We start from the raw sequence: 20,281 nt of genomic DNA on the forward strand, positions 1-20,281 counted from the left end.
TACCCGATTCCTGAAGAATGGCGGTGGGCGGTCGTGCATTGATCACGCGCGCTACTCGGTCTTGATGGCGCTGGTGAATGCTTTGAGCCGACATAGTGTTGCGAAGGCGGACGACTTGAGAAGCCAGTCGCGTGACACCAGGCGATGCTATTTCAGTTAAGTCTATTGCGCTGCCCGAAATCGCGCTGCCAATTTCGCGCCACGAATCTGCCTGCAAGCGACGCTAACACGAATTCACGCGTAACTTCATCTCGAGGGAGATCTGTCACTGTTCAATGTGCGGGGGGCGTGAAGCACAGGTGGGTCGGAACGTCTCGCGCGTACGGCGGTTTGGCCGTGGTGAACCTTGGCCTCGAGACGAAAGCAAAACCGGTTTTCGCATTCCTGAAGAAGTTTGAATGGAAGCCGGGCGAAATCGACAGCGTGATGCTTGCGATCCAGAACGGCACAAAGCCCGATGCAGCCGCCGACGCGTGGATCGCCTCACATCCAGACCGCGTGAAACGTCGTGTCGCAATAACACAATAGGCGGTCGCAATTGACCGATAACTCATGGTTTTTGTTGGGTGAACATGTCGAGAACGAACTGAATCACGTAAATATCAGTGCACGAGGAGACGGAGCCGATGCATTCCCCAAAGGTCATAGTCAAAGGTCTTTGCAAGGTATTTGGAAACAATCCACCGCAGGCGCTTCGCATGCTTGCTGCTGGGGCTACGAAGGATGATGTGCTCAAGCGCACGGGCCAGGTCGTCGGCGTTCACAATGTCTCGTTCGACGTGAACGAGGGCGAAATATTCGTGCTAATGGGCCTTTCGGGCTCGGGCAAGTCCACACTCATCCGGCTCGTGAACCGGCTCGTCGAGCCGTCTGCGGGCCAGGTGCTGATTGATGGCCGCGACGTGGTAACGGCGCGACGCTCGGAGCTTACGGCGCTGCGCCGCAAGAATATGAGCATGGTGTTTCAGTCGTTCGCGCTGATGCCACAGCGCACTGTGCTGTCGAACGCTGCATTCGGTCTCGAAGTCGCCGGTATGAGCAGGAAAGAGCGCGAGCGCCGGGCGATGGAAGTGCTCGAGCAGGTCGGCCTCGCGCCGTTCGCGCAGAAATTGCCAAGCGAGCTCTCAGGCGGGATGCAACAGCGCGTGGGCCTTGCCCGCGCGCTCGCCGTGAATCCATCGCTGCTGATCATGGACGAGGCATTTTCCGCGCTCGATCCGCTCAAGCGCAAGGAAATGCAGGATGTGCTGCTGGAACTGCAAAGGGAGCACCGGCGCACGATCATGTTCGTCTCGCATGATCTTGAGGAGGCGCTGCGTATTGGCAGTCGCATTGCGATCATGGAAGGCGGCCGTCTGGTCCAGGTGGGTACGCCGCAGGAGATCATCGCCAATCCAGCGGACGACTATGTGCGCGCATTCTTCCACGGCGTTGACACGAGCCGCTACTTGACGGCCCGGGATCTGATGCAGACCGATGCCGTGCCATTGGTCTCGAAGGCCGACACGACGAACGGCAGATCGCAATTCAATGGAAATGCCGACTATGCGTTCGTGTTCGACGGCAGCCGCAAGATCTGTGGCGTCGTCAGGCGCGACATGCCGGCTATGCAACCCGTCGAAAGCATCCGGCACGACGCGCCGCTCGAACACGTCATCACGCGTGTCGTCGCGAGCCCGAATGCACTCCCCGTCGTCGATGACAGCGGGTCCTACTGTGGCTCGGTCGACCGCGCCATTGTCCTTAAAGCCATTACCCGCTCGCGAGGCGCTCATGTCTGAACTCATTCCACTTGGCGCCTGGGTTGACCAGTCTGTTCACTACCTGCTCGATCACGATGCAAATGCGTTCGACGCGGTCGGCCGTTCAATCGATGGTCTCGCCGGGCTCGTTGAGCATGGGCTGCAGGCGATTCCCATGTGGCTCATGATGGCGATTTTCATCGGCGTCGGACTGTGGCGCGTCGGCTGGCGTTTTGCGCTCTTCACGACCGCGTCGCTGCTACTGATTTTTGCGACCGGTTTCTGGGATCAAACCGTGGTCACGCTCGGTCTCACACTGTCTTCGACGATCATCAGTCTCGTGCTTGGCATTCCGCTTGGCATCTGGGCCGCGAAGAGCCGAGTGATCACGACGACCGTTCGCCCGATCCTCGACCTGATGCAGACGATGCCCGCATTCGTCTACCTGATTCCGGCGGCCATGCTGTTCGGTCTCGGCCGCGTGCCGGGCATTCTGTCGACGGTGATCTTTGCCATGCCGCCTGCCGTGCGCCTGACGAGCCTTGGCATCCGGCAGGTGAACATGGAGATCGTGGAAGCGGGTCAGGCATTCGGCTGCACGCCGTGGCAATTGCTGTACAAGGTTCAGTTCCCGAATGCGCTGCCATCAATCATGCAAGGCGTTAACCAGACGATCATGATGGCGCTCTCGATGGTGATCATCGCGTCGATGGTCGGCGCTGGCGGCCTCGGTAACGACGTGCTGGCGAGCATTCAGCGCCTGGATATTGGCCTGGGTTTCGAAAGCGGTCTGTCGGTGGTGCTGCTCGCGATCATTCTGGACCGTATTACTGAAAGCTTCGGCCGCGCGCCCGGCGCCGCAAAAGCGGCCCGCGTTTCCATGCGCAAGCAGCGTTCAAAAACCTCACCCGTAGGGGCGTGACTCCACGTTCGGATTCGCTGGAGTCGACTCGATCCGCGTTTTGAGCGTCGCGCTTACCGAGCAAACTTTTAAACTGGAGTACTTATGAGTCAATCCAAGCACATTTTTCTGCATCGCAACGCTAATGCGGAAGTCGTCATTGACGCGCCGTGGCCGGGAAGTCCACTCAGCGGCAATCTCCATACCGTCACCTTGAACGGGTATGAGTCGCCCGATAAAAAGATGCTTATGGGCATCTGGGAATCGTCCCCCGGACTCTGGAGCGTCGAGTACAGCGATTGGGAGTACTGCCACTTTCTCGAGGGGCGTTGCGTCCTGACGCCCGAGGGAGGAGATCCCATTCATCTTTCTGCTGGGGATGTCTTTGTCATTGAACCGGGATTCAAGGGGACGTGGGAAGTCGTGGAGCGGGTGCGAAAGTACTATGTATTCGCATTGAGCGACGTCGCGAGCACCGCATCCTGACTTGGGCGACCGTCAGGTCGCGCTCAGGGAAGGGCGAAGGATGCGGGGTAACCGCGCGCCAGGTATGCGCTCAGCAGCTCCGCCGGTTGCGGCCGTGCAAGGAGATAGCCTTGCGCTTGATGGCAACCCACTTGCCTGAGGAAGTCCAACTGCTCAGGCGTCTCGACGCCTTCCATGACCACGTTGAGCCCGAGCGCGCGGCCCATCGCAACGGCCGCGCGTATGATCGCGCGATCCGACCGGTGTGCGTCGCTGCTAGCCAGAAACGAGCGGTCGATCTTCAATGTATCGACGGGTAGGTCCCGCAGATAGGCGAGGGACGAGTATCCCGTGCCGAAGTCGTCGATGGCGAGGCCGACTTTGCGCGCCACCAGTTCCCGCAGCAGCGAGCCGATTTCGTCGCGGGTATTCATTGCCATGCTTTCGAGCAGTTCGAGCTGGAGCCGTTCCGCCGGCAGCGCGGTCTCGCTGAGAATCGTGCTCAGATCGCTCAGAAACGTGTCGGTGACGCACTGACGTGCCGAGAGATTGACCGCGATGCGCCCGAACTCGAGGCCGGCATCGAGCCAGGCGCGCGCCTGCCGGCAGGCCTCGCGCAGCACCCAGCGACCGAGCGGCACGATCAGGGAGGACTGCTCGGCGACGGAAATGAATTCGCCTGGCGACACGATCCCGCGCTGCGGATGACGCCAGCGCAGCAAGGCTTCGATACCGACGATGCAGCCCGTCGCGAGATCGTACTGGGGCTGGTAAAACAGGCAGAATTCGTCCTGCTCCAGCGCGCGATGCAACTCGCCCAATATCTCTAGTTGCGCCATTGCCGACGACGTCATGCCGCTTTCGAAAAACTGAAATGCATTGCGGCCCCGGTGCTTCGCGCCGTACATCGCCTGGTCTGCGCGCATCATCAATTGCGCGGCCTCCGTGCCGTCGTCCGGGTAGATGCTGATCCCGATGCTCGGCGTCGTGAAGACCTCGCGGCCGTCCACGTGGATCGCGTCGCCCACGGAATCGAGGATCGAACGCGCAAGACGGCCCACGTCGCGGATGTCGTTGAAGTCCTCCAGCAAAAGTGCGAATTCGTCGCCGCCTAGCCGCGCGACAGTGTCGCTTGCGCGCAGCCGCTCGCGCAGCCGCGTGGCAACCACCTTGAGTACTGCGTCGCCTGTGTTGTGGCCCAATGTGTCGTTGACCAGCTTGAACCGGTCGAGGTCCAGGTACATGACGGCGAACTTGCGCTCGCTGGGTTGCGCGTGGATGATTGCCCGTTCGAGCCGCTCTTCGAACAGCACGCGGTTCGCGAGGCCGGTCAGTACGTCGTGCGTCGCGAGGTAGCGCAGGCGCTCCTCGGTCTGGCGGCGCTGCGTGATATCGGAAAAGATGCCGGCGTAGTGCGAGATGTCGCCTTCGTCGTCGCGAATGCTCGTGATGGTCAAATATTCGAGATACAGCTCGCCGCTCTTGCGGCGGTTCCATATTTCCCCTTGCCAGTGACCGTGGGCCTCGAGAGCGTGCCACAGGTTCTCGTAGAAAGCGGCGCTCTGGTGGCCCGAATTCAACAGACTCGGATCGCGCCCGACGACATCCTCTTCGGTGTAGCCGGTGAGGCGCGTGAACGCCTGGTTCACGCGCTCGATTTTTGCGTTGCGGTCAGTGACCATGATGCCTTCGAGCGCAGACTCGAACACGCGCTCGGCCATGCGCAGACTGAACCGCGCCCGGCCGAGCGCCTCGTCGCGCTCGCGTAGCGCGCCTTGCAGTTCGCTCACGTACTCGCCTTCGATGTTCTGCAGGATGTCCGCGAAACTCAGCAGGCCGGCGAGCAAACCGCTGGCGTCGCGCACGCCGATATGGCGGATATGCTGACGCACCATATGGTGCTGCGCGGCATACAGGCTGTGGGTGGCAGGGAGCGTTTGCAGCGGGCGGCTTGCGTGATCACCGGCTGCGCCGCTCAGCGCCGCGTTGGCAATCAGCCGGACTACGTCGCGTTCGGTCAGGATGCCATGCTCGCCGCAACCGTATTCCACGACGATCGCATCGAGCCGGCGAGCCCGCATGAGTGCGATTGCGTTGCGCAAGGGTCGATGCGCCGGTACGACGACAAGCGGCCGCACGTGAATCGCTTCGATCGGCTTCAGGCGCAGGAAGAACTCGGCGCCCTGGTTGACGACCACGTCGGTCTGCGTCAGAACGCCGATGCATGCGCCATCGCGGACTACGCCGAAATGGCGGATGCCCGACTGCTTGAAGCGGACGGCCGCTTCGCCGAGCGATGTGCTGGCGTCCAGCGTGAGCAGCGGCGCGCTCATGACAACGCTGATCGGGCGAGCGAGTTCTTCGGCATCGCCGCTCAAGGCTAACGCGTCCTGTTCGGTCCAGATGCCGATGGCAGCCCCATCTTCCATCACGACGACGTAGCTGCAGCGTTCGGCAAAAATTCGCTGTGCGACCTCGCGAACCGTGGTCCTTGGAGCGCACGTCAGCATGGGGCGCGTGATCAGACGGGAGATGGGGATGGCGTAGCTGCTCGTATGAATCATGCTCGAACCTGAGGCGGTGGACCTTCATGCGTGCGTGCGCGACCGCTGTGCGGCGGGGCGGCCAGGGTCGGTACGCGGTCAATCGTGACGGCTTAGCGGACGTTGCGGCTTCGAACTGGAGTGTCAAAACGCCGCATGGCGCGTTCCGGGCTTCGCGCGTGAGCAGCCTGAAGGCAAGGTTCGCGCGCGAAGGGCGGGGCGCCTTTCAGTCAGTCGACCGCCGTCTCCGGCTTGCCAATCAGCACGTGCCACAGGTTCATGGCGTCCTTTTCGCCGCGCCACCAGAACCTGTCCGGCAGCTCGGCAACAAACTCTTCGAGCAACGGTTCGGGGTTGTGGTCCGACACGAGTTCGAGCGCCTGACCGGGGGCCAGTCCCGCAAACGTGTCGAACACCATGGAGTGGCGCTCGAGTGGATCAGCAGTGCCAACGTCGACGACGATCACGGCGGCGGGGATTGCCATGGTAGACATGTTCGTACTCCAGAACGAAACGACAAACACAATGGGACGAGCAACAAACATCAAGGCGCAGGCCAGTGAAGCAACCCACGAGCGGTGTCACTCATCATGGCGGGCGGTCAATGTGACGCTCATAACGGCCTCGCAGGCGTGACGGTAGACGACGGCTCGACGGCGCGGGCTGCCCTGTGCTGGGCGAGGAGCTTGGTCATGAAGTCCCAGGCCATCAAGAGGGCGCCTGCGGCGAACACGATGTCGCCCGGCATGCGCATCCACTGCCAGAAGATAGTGGTGTTGTAGAAGGCGAGACTTCGAGCATAGGCATAGCCGTGCGTGTAGACGGCGAGCAACTGCGGCCAGCCTACCGGGTAGAAGTTCATCACGATCCACATCACAAGACCGGCGTTGTAGAGCCAGAATGCCCACACCCCGCACCGGTCGCTCCAGGGGCGATTGCCGTTGAGATAGCGCAGCACCATGTAGAGCAGGCCGATTGCGAGCAGGCCGAAAGCTCCAAAGAGCGACGTATGTGCATGATTCAGCGTGAGGAAGGTGCCGTGCTCGTAGTAATTGACCAGTGGCGCGTTGAGCGTGCCGCCGCCGAACACCCCTGCGCCCACGAAGTTCCAGAATGCCGAGCCGAGGATGTAAAGATAGGCAAGCCGGTACGGAAACTCGCTTTCATGCCGGATGTGACGCTGCTGCTCGATGGCTTCCAGCACCAGCAGGAAGAGCGGCAGGACCTCGATGAACGAGAACATGCTGCCCACGCCCACCCAGAGTCCGGGTTCTCCCGCCCAGTACATATGATGGCCCGTGCCCAGTACCCCACCGATCAGAATCAGGATCCACTCGAACAACACGGCACGTTCGACCATCTGCCGTGACACGAGCCCCAGCGCCATCAGGAAGTAGCCGGTCACCGCTGCCGTGAACAACTCGAAGGCCAGTTCCACCCAGAGGTGCACCACCCACCAGCGCCAGAAGTCGGTAATCGAAAACGACGGATTGGGTGTGCCGAGCGGAATCATGCCGAACACATAGAGCACCGTAACGCTCAGCGTGCTGACCCACAGCAGGTGCTCGATCCGGAACAGGCCGTAGAGCGACCCGCCACTTTGCCTGAACAGCGTCCTGAGCGTCGGCCAGAATGCGCGCAGCAACACCAGGCACCAGACGATCAAACCGACGAAGAAGAGGATTTGCCAGAAGCGGCCGAGCTCGAGGTAAGACAGTCCCTGGTTGCCGAACCAGAACCAGTGCGCGCGGATCAGGCCCATTACTCCGAGATAGTCGCCGAGCAGGGCGCCCGCCACGATCACCACCAGTACCCAGAAAATCACGTTGACCAGGGTCCGCTGTCCTGCCGGCTCACGCTTGCCGATCAGCGGCGCCAGGAAGAGGCCGGCACCGATCCAGCTCACGCCGATCCAGACAATCGGCGCCTGCAGGTGCACACTGCGCAACGCTGCAAACGGCAACCACCTGTCGACCTGGATGCCATAGAAGCTTGATCGATCGGTGTAGTAGTGCGCCATGATCGAACCCGCGAGAATCTGCACCAGCAGGACGCCAGCCACCACGAGGAAATACTTCCACAGCGCGCGCTGACTGGGCGTGGGCTCCGTGAAGCCCCGCAGCACCGGCTCGAACGTTTCGTTACCGGCCTTCGGCTCGATCCAGAGGCGGAAGATCATCAGGATTGCGCCGATGGCGAAAAAAATCAGCACGAAGGACGCCCAGGTCCATTCGAAGGTCGCGGCGGTGGGGGCATTGCCGACCAGTGGCTCGGCCGGCCAGTTGACGGTCCACGAGTAGTCCTTGCCGGGGCGCCGTGCAACGGTCGTGAGCGAAGAATAGAGCAGGAAATTCGCCGTCTGTGCCGCGCTGGAGGTGTCGAGCGCACGCGCTCCCGTGTACCCTTGCGCGAAATTGTCACTGAGCAGCGCCGTGCTGATGCGTTGTTGCAGGGTCTTGATCGCATGTGCCACCTCGCCGGGCAGCACGACATGTTGCTGGCTCAGATCGATGCCCTGGAGTTGCGTCTGCATGGCACGTGTGATGCCTGCCTGCTGATCGGACGTTAGGATATCGAATGATTTGCCGTAGCGCGATAACGCCAGGTTGTTCTGGACTTCCTTCGCCAGCTGGACAAGGTACTCGGCAGTAAAGTCCTCGCCAAAGTAGGAACCCATGCCGTACAGACTGCCGTAGTCCATCAGGTCGGCTTTCTGGAAACCCGACTTGCCGGCGACGATGTCGGCATAACTCATCACCACGGCACCATCCGCCGCGACGAACTGCTGCGGTAACGGCGCCGCCTGCTCATAGGTGGCACGCGTGGCTACCACCATGCCTGCCCAGCAGAGCGCGGTGACAACGAGAAGGATCCAGATCAGCACCCGGCTGGTGCGGTCCTGCGGACAACTATTGCCCGCTGAGAGCGTTTTTGTATTCATGGTTGTTTTCCAACCTGCGGAAAGTTGCGTTCATCGAGCCGACGAAGGACGGTGCCAGCTCACGACGAATGAGGTGTCTTCGCGGAGGCGAAGCGGTTGTCAGTCCCGGTCGTGAATACCGGTTGTGAACACCCTTACGGGCCGGGACGGGGTAGCCTGCCCAGGGTGATGCAGCGCCGCACGGCTGACTGGGTCGTCAAACACATGACATGCTCCTTTCGAGGCCGTCGAGGAGTCGGTCCGGCACCACATCTGCCAGACCGATAAAATGCATTTACAGTACATGTTTTAGCACGTGGCGAAACCCGCGCATTTAATCCAGGTCAATTGGTCGCACCAAGAGAAACGCTGCCCGTCGGTGGCATGAAGCGGGTGGTATGAAGCGACACGGACTTGTGCTGGAGATTCTTCGGATACCAAAGTTGATTGGCCAGGCGAGCCAAATTTGCAGGCGCCATTGCGAATCCGGAATAAATGATGTATTTTTAATGCATGTTAAATGCTGGTCCACGTTGAGCGGCCCCGCAACCGGGTCCAGCCAGAGCGCCTCAGGCAAGGAGTTGCCATGCATCTCACCGTCTACACCGATTACACGCTCCGGGTGATGATGTACCTTGCTCTGAAGTATCCGGATGGTGGCGTCGCGACGATCGACGAGATTGCGGGGGCTTACGGGATTTCGCGTAATCACCTGACGAAAATAATCCACGAACTCAGTCAGGTCGGCCTCATCGAGACGGCGCGTGGCCGGGCCGGTGGCGCCCGCCTGGCGCGCGCGCCCGGGGAGATTTCGGTGGGAGAAATCGTGCGTGTCGCCGAGAAGGACTTCTCCGTCGTGCGTTGCCACGACATGAGCGTCGCGCACGACTGCGCGATTTTTCCCGCCTGCAATCTCAGGCGCAGGTTGTACAGGGCGGTCGATGCCTTTCTCCATGAACTTGACACCATGACGTTGCGGGAGGCCATTGCTGCGCCCACCGTTGCGGCTTCTGTTCTGGGCGTGGCCGGTGATCGCGAACGGGTACCGGTGGCGGTGTCGCGATCGCACGGCGGCACGAGGCACCGGGCAGGAGTCATGTCATGAAAACACCTCTCCCGCATCGTTTTTCTTTCGAGCCACCGGCATTGGAGTTGCCCGTCCTGAGACTCGGCTTCCAGCCATTTATCTCGGCGGCGCGCTGTTCGGTGTGCTCGCCATGCCGGGATGCGAGCACAAAATGAAGTCCGACAGCTTATTGATCAAACCCGCACCTTCTTTCGACGAACCCGTTGAAATGCTGAAGGCGTGTCATGAACGCATCGCTGCGCAATGCACGACGCTTGGGAAACTTGCGGCACACTTGCCTTCGCACGGCGCGGACGTGCAGGCGCAGCAGGCAGCCCGAAACATCATGCGTTATTTCGACATCGCAGGGCCACATCATCATGCCGACGAGGAACAGGATCTCTTTCCGCTGTTGATCGAGGCCAGTGAGCGCCTGCACTCGCCAGTGGGTGAACGAATTGCCTCCCTGCTTGACGAGCATCGGGTGCTGGAGACGTCGTGGGCGCATTTGCGCACGGTACTCGCCGACATTGCCGAAGGGAGAACAAGGCTGCTCGAACCGGTCCAGGTGGCCGATTTTGTCGGCGCTTACCGCAGCCACATCGCTCTTGAGGAACGTGAGATTTTCCCGTTTGCTCAAGCATGCCTCGATCGACAGCAACTGGCGAGGCTAAGCGCGGCCATGGTGGCCCGTCGCACCATTAGCACCACTAGCACCATTACGCCGCAGTGACGGCCACAACCAACCGCCTTTTCAGGAGCAACGGCCATGCAAAATCCAGCAGACGTCCTTCCGATTTTTTCCGAACCGCACGCCTTCGACGCACGCGGCGTTGCCAGGCGTTTCCGTCACGCGGCCATTTTCGGCGCGCTCAATGCACTGGAGCCCGGCGAGGTGATGCGTTTTGTCAACGACCATGACCCGCTGCCGCTTCTCGCACAGATCGAGCAGCACTTCGGGCCACGCGTGGACATCGGATATGTTGCCCGCGAGCCGGGCAACATCGTGATCGACTTTACGGTGAAGGCCCCGGATTGAAATGTCGGCCAAAGCCGGGCATCCGTTCAGTTGGATATTCATGAGCAGAGGGAAGCATGTTGACCACAACCGTTACCGGGAGAAGCGCCACTTCTGTTCCTTTTCGCGCGTTGCCTGCGCAGCCGGGCGACCAGGGGGCGCGGATGATGAATTTCGGCTGCAAAACCTGCGCAATGGCGGGACTGTGCACCCATAGCCGCATTGACACCGCGACCCGTGAGCGGATCAACGATGCCGTCCAGTGCGTGCGCACCGTTCATCGCGGCCACGCGTTGTACCGACCCGGCGACGCGTTCCGGAGCATCTATGCGATCCGCACGGGGTCGTTCAAGACCGTGGTCATGCATCGCGAAGGGCGCGAGCAGGTCACGGGTTTTGGCATCATTGGAGACACACTTGGCATCGATGGCATTGCCAATGGCAGGCATAGCTGCGAGGCGGTCGCGCTGGAAGATAGCTCCGTGTGCGTGATGCCGTTCGATTTGCTCGAAGTGCTGTGCCGGGAAGTGAGCGCAATTCAGCACCATGTGCACCGGATGCTGGGTGCCGAGATCGTGCGTGAGTCCACCCTCATGATGCTGCTCGGCACCATGACAGCGGAGCAGCGGGTGGCCTTCTTTTTCGCCGACCTGTCGCGGCGCTGGCAGGCGCGCGGCTACTCCGCTGCTGTATTTACGCTGAAGATGACACGCGAGGAAATCGGCTGCTACCTCGGACTGAAGCTCGAAACAGTCAGCCGGACAGTAACGAAATTGCAGCGGCGTCAGTTGATTTACGCGTGTGGCAAGGATCTCAGGATTCTTGATATTGACGGTTTGCGAGAGCTGGCGACGGACGTTGCCCCTGCTCCCTTCCGGGGGCAACCGCACCAGCAGGCATACGGGCTGCGTGCCTGAGGCTCGTTTGTCAGAACGTCGGCAGGCATCGAAACGCGCTTCTTGAATCCGCGTCGTCCTCCGGGCATCCGCAATCCGCTTCGGTCGCGATCACGCGGTGCAATTGCACAAAGCGCTCGTAGTGCTCCGAGCGCATGAGGGTGACAGATTTCGACACTTGCAGTGCATCACCGAGGGGGCGAACGTCGAACAGTTCGCCTGTGTCGCCCGTGGCATCGCCATAACAGCCTCGCTATGTGGTTTTGCAGCACTCAAATTGTCCGGCGCGCAAGCATGGTGCGGATCTCGCCTATTGCTCTGGCCGGATTCAGGCCTTTGGGACAGACGTCCGTGCAGTTCAGTATCGTCCGGCAACGGAAGAGGCGGTACGGATCGTCAAGATTGTCAAGCCGCTCGCCCGTGGCTTCATCGCGGGAATCAACCAGAAAGCGATAGGCCTGCAGGAGGCCGGCAGGTCCGACATATTTATCCGGGTTCCACCAGTACGAGGGGCACGCGCTAGAGCAGCAAGAGCACAAAATGCACTCGTAGAGACCGTCGAGTTGATCGCGTTCCTCGGGCGTCTGGCGCCTTTCCCGCTCGGGTGGGGGCGTATCGTTGATCAGGTAGGGCTTGATCGAGTGGTACTGCTTGAAGAACGCAGTCATGTCCACGATCAGGTCGCGGACGACTGGCAGCCCGGGCAGCGGCCGCAGGACCGTGTGGCGGGGGATGTCGTTGAGGTTGGTGATGCAGGCGAGCCCATTCTTGCGATTGATGTTCATCGCATCCGAGCCGCACACGCCCTCGCGGCACGAGCGCCGGAAGCTGAGCGTCTCGTCCTGTGCTTTCAGGCGGATAAGCACATCAAGCAACATCCTGTCATTCGGAGTCACCTCTACCTCGTACGTTTGCATGTACGGGGTAGCATCCCTGTCTGGATCGTAGCGGAAAATTTCGAAGGTTCTTGTGTCACGCACAACTCTGGCTCCGCCGTCGACAAAACCTGGGATCATGGCCTCGCCAATAGTTATATCACGACGTGATAGAAAAGGCTCGGCGCCGCGGTGTATTGCCGCAGGGTGCCAGCTCGAGCAGTGCCATGGAGCGCGAGCGCGTCCTCATCCATGCTGGCCCGCCGCAGGCGTTGTCCGCTTGTATCAGCCCAGTTCTGCGCGCCGTTGCCAGCGTTCGTCCCAGCGCTGACTTTCGCCCCAAAGAAGCGTGTAATCGTTTTTCCTTATGGAAAAAATCCAAAATTCTGCTTGGACACGATTGTTGGTTTGCCTCATGATTCGACCGTCGGTCATGAAGAATAGACGCTTGTCTTCGATTCATATCGCGGTTTAGGAGTTCTGGACCTCGAAGTTAATCGTTTCGATGCGCGGGATAACGTAGCCCCTAAAGGAAACGGATGGGGAAAACCTTCCGTCGCTATCTTCTGGAAGACTCGCAAACCTGGTCGATTGTGCGGGCAGACCAACGCGATACGTGCATTCAGAATGTGTGTCCCGCTTATCAATCAGATTTGAGTATCGTTGTGAACCATCTTATCTCAGCAATGCGAACCTTTCTGAAGGTCGTCGATGTTAACGGGTTTGCGCGGGCAGCCGAGCAATTGCATCTCTCTCCCGCACGAGTGACGCGCCATGTCAGCGAGCTGGAATCACACCTCGGCGTGCGGCTTCTGCAACGTTCCACACGCAGGATCGCGTTGACGGATGTGGGCTCGCGCTATGCCGATGGATGCCGTGCGCTTCTATCCGATCTTGAAAGAATCGAGTCAGGCGCAATGGTGCAATCGAGTCGAATTTCGGGCGATCTGCATGTTGTCGTGCTCGGCAGCCTCATGTCACCAGAACTTGGTGCGCTGTTTGCCGATTTTCAGGAGCGCCATGCCGATGTTTCGCTGCACATTTCGCTAACCGAATCAGAAGTCGATCTACTCGGCGGAGGTTTCGACGTCGGTATTGTGGCGGACAGAATGATCACTTCCATCTCCCTGGTGTCGCGCACACTCATAAAGTCGCCACTGGTCGCCGTTGCGTCTCCGGCGTACCTGATGAGTACGCAGATGCCGCAGCGGCCGGCAGACCTCGCTGAGCATCGCATCATTACGCATGCGGCTCGTGGGAAGACATTTCGGTGGATCGACGAGCGCGGAGCGAATCACGGCGTGCACATCGACGCATGCTTTTCGGTCAATAGCGCACTGCTGCAGAGGCAGATTGCGCTGGCGGGCGCGGGCATAGCACTCTTGCCTGAATTCACGATCGCGAACGACGTGCGGATCGGAACGCTAACCAGGGTGCTGGGCGAGTACCGTATCGAGAATGATGCGGTAGCCATACAGTTGGTCTATCAAGGGCGCGAACTCTTGCCAGGCAAGGTCCGCGCATTTGTCGATCTCGCAGCTTCACACTTTGACCCGCGTTTAATTGCTTCCGCACCACCGCGCGCATTTCACTTCCATGAAGTTTCTTCGCGTAACCAGCAGATGCCACGCCAGAGTGACGGTTCTACGGTTCTCTGCGAAGAGGCCGCCGACGCTTCAATTTGTGATTAAAGCAGCGCACCGCTATTGTGCGAATGAGCGACGGCTCGCACGGTACGTCCATAATGATAAAAAAAGGAAATCGACGCGCTCTGGCATTGACCTGCATACCCTCTTTATGCTGAAAAAGCCCCGGCGGATCACGCCAGGGATAAGGGCCTGTTCACATTCATAACGGGCCCTTCTGGCGGCCAGCCCCTGGAATGGAATTCGTTAATTGGGGAACGCACCTTGCCGGCCGCATTGCGGCGTCGCGCGTCGCTTGTCTGGCAACGCCAAAACAACGGCGCTCCTTGCTCCTTGCACTGCAGCCGGCAAGGTACGTTCGCAAGCCCGTTATGAATGTGAACAGGCCCTGGTGCCCGCCGCGCTTGCTCCATGTAAGCCGCGGGCTCTGCGGGTTGGTTAGTGAATCGGGCACTTGCGCAGTAATCCCGGCACGTTCTGGGCCGCTTGAATAGCGGAGCTTCCCACGGTGTGCCACGCCTCTGAGATTATGCAGCGAAAAAGGGTTTATAAACGATTCGTCCATTCGAATTGTCTTGTAAAACTCAATTTCGAAATCTCCATAGTGACGAGTGCGTCGGTAATGTGCTTCACCACGCTGGCCGTGGCCGCTGGATTCCCCTTTACGTCGTTTCGATACGGCTCAGAAGATAATTTCGTATTCCTATAGAAAAATAATAGTGCGTAGCGCTAGGGAGCGCGTCGGGAGAACAATGGACGCCGCCTGGACCCGTACCGTTTGGTGACACCTCCGTTGCCCGGTTGCAACGAAATGCAACACATACCGTGACAACTGCGGCACGCGCCCGACCGCTCCATGACGTCGTAAAAATCGCGGAAGCCGCTATCCAGCATGGACTTCTGCGCGATGGCATGGAGTTTGCGTATAGCGATGGCGCTGGACCGCGGCCCATCCGGGCATCTGTGTGTCCTTGCTTCTTTTTTCTTTCGAACGGTGCGCGCAAATACAGATGGAGACAATGATGAGAGAACGTGCAGTTTCGGCATTCCGAATGACCTCACGGGGGCTTGGGCTGGCCGCAGCCTTGATGCTCAGTGGCGGCATGGCCTACGCGGCCGCCGATTATCCAGTGGTCACTTTCGACCGATTGGCGAACGCGCAGAGCGACCCGGGCTGGTTGACCTATTACCGCACCTATAACGGCCAATCGCATTCGCCCCTTACGCAGATCAATACGTCGAATGTGGCGAACCTGAAGCAAGCATGGGCTTACAAATTTCCGGACGACCTGAAGCAGGGATTCGAAGCCACCCCGATAGTTAACGGCGACTATCTTTTCGTCAGCACGCCGAAGGACAACGTTTACGCTTTCAACGCAAAGACCGGCGAACAGCTCTGGAAGTTCGAGCCGAAGCTCGGGCCGGAATCATTCAAGACGGCCTGTTGCGACGTGATCAACCGTGGCGTTGCGCTGTATGGGAAAAACGTCTATGTAGCGATGCTGAGCGGCGAAGTGGCGGCCATCGACGCGCAGACCGGCAATCTGGTCTGGCAGAAGCAGATGTTCGATCCGGGTCTCGGTTATGCGTTCTCGCTCGCGCCTCTCGCGCTGAACGGTTCCATCGTGGTCGGCACGTCGGGTGGCGAATACGGCATTCGTGGCTATATCGCGGCGTTGAATCCCGAGGATGGTTCGATCCAGTGGAAGCGCTACACCATCCCGGGAAAGGGTGACAAGGGCAGTGAAACGTGGCCCGACGGCATGCAGGATCACGGTGGCGGCGCAGCCTGGTTGACCGGTACCTACGATGTTTCGTCGAACACCCTGTACTGGGGTGTGGGCAATCCCGGCCCGTGGCTGGCTGCGCTGCGTCCGGGCGACAATCTGTACTCCGATTCGTTGCTCGCGCTCAACCCGTCGAATGGCTCGATCAAGTGGCACTACCAGTTCACGCGCAACGACACGTGGGACTACGACGGCGTGAATACGCCGATCCTGGCCAAGCTCACCTACCACGGCAAGAACTACGACGCGATCGTGCACGCCGACCGCAATGGCTTCTTCCACGCGATTGATCGCACGACCGGCAAGCTGATCTATGCCAAGGCGTTCGTCAAGACGGAATCCGTCACGGGTTACACGAAGGACGGCCAGCCGATCGCCGACGCGAGCAAGTACCCGAAGGCTGGTACCACCATCGAGACCTGTCCGAGCTTCCTGGGTGGCAAGAACTGGTGGTCGGTGTCGTATGACCCCAGCCGTCATATCGCCGTGGTGCCGACCCTGCACGCCTGTATGAGCCTGTCGGGCAAGTCGGTGAGCTACATGGAAGGCCTGCCGTATCTCGGCGAAGGCTTCGAGATCAAGCCGGAGCCGGGTAGCGAGGGGTACGGTGAACTCCAGGCGATTGATGTGAACACCGGCAAAAAGCTCTGGAGTCACTGGACCAAGATGCCCTGGAATGGCGGCGTGGCCACCACGTCAGGCGGTCTGGCGTTCAGCGGTTCGCTCGACGGTCACCTTTATGCGTTCGACACCGCAACCGGCAAGGTGCTCTGGACCAGCCCGCAACTGGCAAGCGGCATCATCGCGCAGCCCTCGGTCTTTGAGGTGGATGGTCAGGAATACGTGGCAGTTCTGGCCGGCTACGGCGGCGCCAACCCGATCTGGGGTGGCCCGATGGCCGACGTCGCTAAGGATGTTCCGCGCGGCGGCACGCTCTATGTGTTCGCCCTGAACCACGACTGATTCCTGTCCGCGCCGCGCCCTGTCAGGGGCAGAGCGCGGCGCTTGACTTCAATCTGAACGCATCATGAATACTCGACTGATTTCTCTTTACATGGCTGCTTCTCTGGCCGTTGGCCTGGCATCGCTGCCGCTTTGCGCGTCGGCGCAGAGCGGCGTTATCAAGGTGTCGGACAGTACTGCGGGCAATGGTGTGCCGTCGTTCGACAGTGAGCAGGTCGCGCACGGCAAGGCGCTCTATGCCGACTCCTGTGCCAAGTGCCACGGCGACAAACTCGAGGGCAACGTCGCCCCCGCGCTGAGCGGCCCGGCCTTTGCACCCGCTGCGAAATCGCACATTACGGTCGGCGGCATTTACCAGTACATGGCCAGCAATATGCCGGCGGATAAGCCTGGCCAGATGAAGGATGGCGAATACGCCGACCTGATGGCTTATCTGCTTTATGTCAACGGCTACGACAGCGGCAAGACGTCTATGAGCGCGGCGATTGCGAGCGCGTCGACGACCCCGCTCATTTCCGGGCCACGGCACTGACGTCTACGCAAAGCGCGCCTGAGCGCGCATGGTGCCGGCTCGTCCGGCGCTTCCCGTCCCTAACCCCCGGCATTCGCAGCATGACACTAACCATCGGCGCACTTCTGGCGCTTTCATTCCTGATCTCTGTGCTCGGCCTGTTCCTGTTTATCTGGGCGCAGACGAAGGGGCTCATGCGCGCCGGCCCCGCAGCGGCAGAGGTGATCTTTGCCGCGGACGAGGTCGGTGTCGTCGAGGATCCCGCTGCTCCTGCGCAGCAGCTCGCGGCATTGCAGGCCGTCGAGCGTGCGGCGGAGCACGGGTCCCACGACGGCAGCGCGCTTCACGCCCTCGGGCCAGATGCGTGTGAAGCGCGTCTGAAGCAGGACCGTTCGAGTCGCACGCCAGCCTTCGCTTTTCTGAGCTCTTCGATCGTCTGGCTCGTACTGGGTTCGCTGGCCGGCCTGATCGCCTCACAGAAGCTGACCTCACCCGACTTCCTCGCGCAGAGCGCCTGGCTCACATTCGGCCGCATTCGCACGGCCCACCTGAACATGGTCGCGTATGGCTGGGCTTCGATGGCCGGTCTCGGCGTGGTGCTGTGGATGCTGCCGCGCTTGCTCTGCACCGAGCTGGTTGGCGCGCGCTTCGCGACGCTCGGCGCACTGGTCTGGAATGGCGCGGTGGCGGTTGGCGTCTCGGCGATCCTGTGCGGCTGGACCGATGGTCAGCAATGGCTCGAGATTCCCTGGCAGATCGGCATCCTGTTTGCAGCAGGCGGCGCGCTCTGCGCGGTGCCGTTGTTATGCACGCTGCGCCGGCGCACCGTCGATCACCTGTACGTGTCGGTCTGGTATGCGAGTGCGGCGCTGCTGTGGTTCCCGATCCTGTATGTGGTCGCCAAGGTTCCGCACGTCCATTCCGGCGTCGAGCAGGCGATCGTCAACTGGTGGTATGCCCACAACGTACTCGGCCTCTGGCTCACACCGATCGGCCTGGCTTCGGCCTACTACTTCATCGCCAAGGTGCTTGGGCGTCCGATCTATTCGTACAGCCTGTCGCTCGTCGGTTTCTGGGCGCTCGCCATGTTCTACAGTCAGGCCGGCGTCCATCACCTCATCGGCGGCCCGGTGCCAGGCTGGCTCGTCAGCGTGTCGGTGGTGCAGAGCGTGATGATGGTCGTGCCGGTGCTGGCCGTCGGCGTGAACCAGCATATGACGATGGTAGGGCGCTTCGCCGCGCTGCGCCATTCGCCGACGCTGCGCTTCGTGGTGCTTGGCACGATGCTCTATACGCTGGTGTCCCTGCAAGGTTCGCTCGAGGCCGTGCCATTTTTCAACCGGCTGGTCCATTTCACGCAGTACAAGGTCGCGCATGCGCACCTCGGGGTCTATGGCTTCTTTTCCATGATCATGTTCGGTTCGATCTATTTCATCATGCCGCGCGTTCTCGAACGTATGTGGCCGTACCCACGCCTGATCGCGGCACACTTCTGGCTCGTCTGCGTCGGCTTCGCGATCTATTTTGTCGCATTGACGATCGGCGGGGTGTTGCAGGGCATCGCATTGCTCGATGCCTCGCGCCCGTTCATCGAGTCGGTGACGCTGCTCGAACCCTGGATGTTGGCGCGCACGGTCGGTGGCGCGCTGATGACGCTTGGTCATGTGATCTTCGCCGGTCATTTCCTGGCGATGGTATTCGGGCGCCGTGCGCACGGGACCGGTCACGCTGGTATCGAGCGAGCGGGCGCGCTGGGGGTACAGGCATGAACCGGCTGCTGACCATTTTCATCGGCGCGCTGATCACGCTTGCGCTTGCCACACTGCTGCTGGTGGCCTTGCCCTACCGGGAACTCAGGGCCGTGAAGGCACCGGAGGCACTTGCCCCGTACACGGTGGCCCAGTTGCGCGGCCGCGGCACCTATATTTCGATGGGTTGCGTCTACTGCCATACACAGCAGCCGCGCGCAGACAGCTTCGGTCCGGATGGGCTGCGCGGGTGGGGCCGGCCCTCGGTGCCGGCGGACTACGCCTATGACGATCCGCATCAGTTGGGCGTGGCGCGGACCGGGCCCGATCTGTTCAATGTCGGCGCGCGCCAGCCGAGCGTCGATTGGCAGCTCACACACCTGTATCAGCCGCGAGCAGTGTCGCCTGGCAGCGTGATGCCGTCGTATCCGTTTTTGTTCCGGCATGTCGCACAGGCCGCGCCTGGCGAAAAGGTGGTCAGCCTGCCGCCGCAGTATGCGCCGGCGCATGGCCAGATCGTCGCCACCCAGGAGGCGCTCGACCTGGCGGCCTACCTGATTTCGCTCAATCACACGTATCTGATTTCCGCTTCCGAAGCTGGAGCCTTGCAATGAACCGCCGTCCCCAACACGACCCCTCGATTGACATGCACGAGCACGCGGAGCCTGAGGAGCATACCAATCCCGTTCCCTGGCTCTTCTGGATCACGGTCCTGTCGCTGACTGTGTGGGGCGCCAGTTATTTCTGGCTGGAAATGTATTTGCCCGCGCAGGGCGGCGGGGTCAGCACGGTGGCGCAATCTCGTGCGGCTGTAGCGCCGGGGCCAGACGGTGCGCAGATTTTTGCGAGCCGATGTGCCGCGTGCCACCAGGCAACGGGCAGTGGTCTGCCGGGCATGTTCCCGCCGTTGGCGGGATCGGAGTGGGTGAATGGCGACGCGCACAAACTTGCCGATATCCTGCTGCTCGGTATCGAGGGCGCGCTGTCGGTCAAGGGGGAGAACTTCAACGGCACGATGCCGACGTTTGGGGCGACGTTGTCGGACGCGGAAATGGCTGCGGTCGGCAACTATGTGCGCTCAAGTTTCGGCAATCATGCGCCTGAGTTCGACACGTCGCTCGTCAAGGCCGAACGTGATCGCCTCGGCAATCGCTCCACGCCGTGGAAGGGCGATGCCGAGTTGAAGCCGGCGCAATAGTG

At 60.7% G+C, this 20,281-nt stretch carries 16 protein-coding genes and 2 pseudogenes; 14 read left to right on the forward strand and 4 right to left on the reverse strand.

What is annotated here, in order from left to right; all coding sequences use genetic code 11:
* Positions 1-336: 336 nt before the first annotated feature.
* From L5014_RS33205 to L5014_RS33220, 4 genes and pseudogenes are all read left to right on the forward strand, one after another.
* A pseudogene (locus L5014_RS33205) lies at positions 337-528 on the forward strand (glycine betaine ABC transporter substrate-binding protein); the annotation flags it as partial.
* A gap of 98 nt (positions 529-626) precedes the next feature.
* The gene (locus L5014_RS33210) at positions 627-1,781 is read left to right on the forward strand and encodes a quaternary amine ABC transporter ATP-binding protein (protein ID WP_238468051.1); all 1,155 of its coding nucleotides are present in this window, start codon (positions 627-629) and stop codon (positions 1,779-1,781) included.
* Positions 1,774-2,664, forward strand: coding sequence for a choline ABC transporter permease subunit (gene choW, locus L5014_RS33215; protein WP_238468053.1), 891 nt, complete (start codon positions 1,774-1,776; stop codon positions 2,662-2,664). The genes L5014_RS33210 and choW overlap by 8 nt, the downstream gene beginning before the upstream one ends.
* 84 nt (positions 2,665-2,748) lie before the next feature.
* Positions 2,749-3,129 (forward strand): cupin domain-containing protein, encoded by a 381-nt coding sequence (locus tag L5014_RS33220; RefSeq protein ID WP_338019371.1) that lies wholly within the window; start codon positions 2,749-2,751, stop codon positions 3,127-3,129.
* Positions 3,130-3,152: 23 nt separating this feature from the next.
* Here L5014_RS33220 and L5014_RS33225 read toward each other — a convergent pair whose 3' ends face one another.
* The 3 genes from L5014_RS33225 to L5014_RS33235 form a co-directional block, all read right to left on the reverse strand.
* On the reverse strand, positions 3,153-5,672 hold the full coding sequence (locus tag L5014_RS33225) for an EAL domain-containing protein (RefSeq protein ID WP_238468055.1): 2,520 nt from the start codon (positions 5,670-5,672) through the stop codon (positions 3,153-3,155).
* Between the two features lie 209 nt (positions 5,673-5,881).
* Positions 5,882-6,145, reverse strand: a complete 264-nt coding sequence (locus L5014_RS33230; RefSeq protein ID WP_238468057.1) for a DUF2249 domain-containing protein — start codon at positions 6,143-6,145, stop codon at positions 5,882-5,884.
* Positions 6,146-6,264: 119 nt separating this feature from the next.
* Positions 6,265-8,592: a nitric-oxide reductase large subunit gene (locus L5014_RS33235; protein WP_238468059.1), complete on the reverse strand. Its 2,328-nt coding sequence runs from the start codon at positions 8,590-8,592 to the stop codon at positions 6,265-6,267.
* 565 nt (positions 8,593-9,157) lie between these two features.
* Between L5014_RS33235 and L5014_RS33240 the strand changes: the two genes are divergently transcribed.
* The 4 genes from L5014_RS33240 to L5014_RS33255 all read left to right on the forward strand — a co-directional run bounded on the left by L5014_RS33240 (position 9,158) and on the right by L5014_RS33255 (position 11,572).
* The gene (locus tag L5014_RS33240; protein ID WP_238468061.1) at positions 9,158-9,676 is read left to right on the forward strand and encodes an Rrf2 family transcriptional regulator; all 519 of its coding nucleotides are present in this window, start codon (positions 9,158-9,160) and stop codon (positions 9,674-9,676) included.
* Between the two features lie 133 nt (positions 9,677-9,809).
* Positions 9,810-10,370 (forward strand): hemerythrin domain-containing protein, encoded by a 561-nt coding sequence (locus L5014_RS33245; RefSeq protein WP_238468063.1) that lies wholly within the window; start codon positions 9,810-9,812, stop codon positions 10,368-10,370.
* Between the two features lie 36 nt (positions 10,371-10,406).
* A complete protein-coding gene (locus L5014_RS33250) occupies positions 10,407-10,676 on the forward strand; it encodes a DUF2249 domain-containing protein (RefSeq protein WP_238468065.1) in 270 nt (89 codons plus the stop codon).
* Positions 10,677-10,732: 56 nt separating this feature from the next.
* Entirely contained in the window at positions 10,733-11,572 is an 840-nt protein-coding gene (locus L5014_RS33255; protein WP_238468067.1) for a helix-turn-helix domain-containing protein, read from the forward strand.
* Between the two features lie 251 nt (positions 11,573-11,823).
* Here the strand turns inward: L5014_RS33255 and L5014_RS33260 are convergent, their stop codons facing one another.
* Positions 11,824-12,531: a succinate dehydrogenase/fumarate reductase iron-sulfur subunit gene (locus L5014_RS33260; RefSeq protein WP_338019372.1), complete on the reverse strand. Its 708-nt coding sequence runs from the start codon at positions 12,529-12,531 to the stop codon at positions 11,824-11,826.
* Positions 12,532-12,965: 434 nt separating this feature from the next.
* Between L5014_RS33260 and L5014_RS33265 the strand changes: the two genes are divergently transcribed.
* The 6 genes and pseudogenes from L5014_RS33265 to L5014_RS33290 all read left to right on the forward strand — a co-directional run bounded on the left by L5014_RS33265 (position 12,966) and on the right by L5014_RS33290 (position 20,279).
* Positions 12,966-14,117: a LysR family transcriptional regulator gene (locus L5014_RS33265; protein WP_420800178.1), complete on the forward strand. Its 1,152-nt coding sequence runs from the start codon at positions 12,966-12,968 to the stop codon at positions 14,115-14,117.
* 977 nt (positions 14,118-15,094) lie between these two features.
* Entirely contained in the window at positions 15,095-16,822 is a 1,728-nt protein-coding gene (locus tag L5014_RS33270; protein WP_238468089.1) for a methanol/ethanol family PQQ-dependent dehydrogenase, read from the forward strand.
* 151 nt (positions 16,823-16,973) lie between these two features.
* Positions 16,974-17,354: pseudogene (locus L5014_RS33275) on the forward strand (c-type cytochrome); the annotation flags it as partial.
* A gap of 80 nt (positions 17,355-17,434) precedes the next feature.
* The gene (locus tag L5014_RS33280) at positions 17,435-19,102 is read left to right on the forward strand and encodes a cbb3-type cytochrome c oxidase subunit I (protein ID WP_238468071.1); all 1,668 of its coding nucleotides are present in this window, start codon (positions 17,435-17,437) and stop codon (positions 19,100-19,102) included.
* Positions 19,099-19,695 (forward strand): cbb3-type cytochrome c oxidase subunit II, encoded by a 597-nt coding sequence (locus tag L5014_RS33285; protein ID WP_238468073.1) that lies wholly within the window; start codon positions 19,099-19,101, stop codon positions 19,693-19,695. Before L5014_RS33280 ends, L5014_RS33285 begins: the two co-directional genes overlap by 4 nt.
* Complete coding sequence (locus L5014_RS33290) at positions 19,692-20,279, forward strand: c-type cytochrome (protein ID WP_238468075.1); 588 nt, start codon at positions 19,692-19,694, stop codon at positions 20,277-20,279. The genes L5014_RS33285 and L5014_RS33290 overlap by 4 nt, the downstream gene beginning before the upstream one ends.
* Positions 20,280-20,281: the final 2 nt, after the last annotated feature.

The sequence above is a fragment of the Paraburkholderia tagetis genome (genome assembly GCF_022213065.1).
Lineage (GTDB): Bacteria > Pseudomonadota > Gammaproteobacteria > Burkholderiales > Burkholderiaceae > Paraburkholderia > Paraburkholderia tagetis.

Excerpts from the sequence above, each read along its gene's own strand:
- L5014_RS33285 (WP_238468073.1), top strand. The coding sequence starts at position 19,099 with ATGAACCGGCTGCTGACCATTTTCATCGGCGCGCTGATCACGCTTGCG.
- L5014_RS33235 (WP_238468059.1), bottom strand. The coding sequence starts at position 8,592 with ATGAATACAAAAACGCTCTCAGCGGGCAATAGTTGTCCGCAGGACCGC.
- L5014_RS33230 (WP_238468057.1), bottom strand. The coding sequence starts at position 6,145 with ATGTCTACCATGGCAATCCCCGCCGCCGTGATCGTCGTCGACGTTGGC.
- L5014_RS33290 (WP_238468075.1), top strand. The coding sequence starts at position 19,692 with ATGAACCGCCGTCCCCAACACGACCCCTCGATTGACATGCACGAGCAC.
- L5014_RS33265 (WP_420800178.1), top strand. The coding sequence starts at position 12,966 with ATGGGGAAAACCTTCCGTCGCTATCTTCTGGAAGACTCGCAAACCTGG.
- choW (WP_238468053.1), top strand. The coding sequence starts at position 1,774 with ATGTCTGAACTCATTCCACTTGGCGCCTGGGTTGACCAGTCTGTTCAC.
- L5014_RS33250 (WP_238468065.1), top strand. The coding sequence starts at position 10,407 with ATGCAAAATCCAGCAGACGTCCTTCCGATTTTTTCCGAACCGCACGCC.
- L5014_RS33280 (WP_238468071.1), top strand. The coding sequence starts at position 17,435 with ATGACACTAACCATCGGCGCACTTCTGGCGCTTTCATTCCTGATCTCT.
- L5014_RS33270 (WP_238468089.1), top strand. The coding sequence starts at position 15,095 with ATGAGAGAACGTGCAGTTTCGGCATTCCGAATGACCTCACGGGGGCTT.
- L5014_RS33240 (WP_238468061.1), top strand. The coding sequence starts at position 9,158 with ATGCATCTCACCGTCTACACCGATTACACGCTCCGGGTGATGATGTAC.
- L5014_RS33210 (WP_238468051.1), top strand. The coding sequence starts at position 627 with ATGCATTCCCCAAAGGTCATAGTCAAAGGTCTTTGCAAGGTATTTGGA.
- L5014_RS33225 (WP_238468055.1), bottom strand. The coding sequence starts at position 5,672 with ATGATTCATACGAGCAGCTACGCCATCCCCATCTCCCGTCTGATCACG.
- L5014_RS33220 (WP_338019371.1), top strand. The coding sequence starts at position 2,749 with ATGAGTCAATCCAAGCACATTTTTCTGCATCGCAACGCTAATGCGGAA.
- L5014_RS33245 (WP_238468063.1), top strand. The coding sequence starts at position 9,810 with ATGAAGTCCGACAGCTTATTGATCAAACCCGCACCTTCTTTCGACGAA.
- L5014_RS33255 (WP_238468067.1), top strand. The coding sequence starts at position 10,733 with ATGTTGACCACAACCGTTACCGGGAGAAGCGCCACTTCTGTTCCTTTT.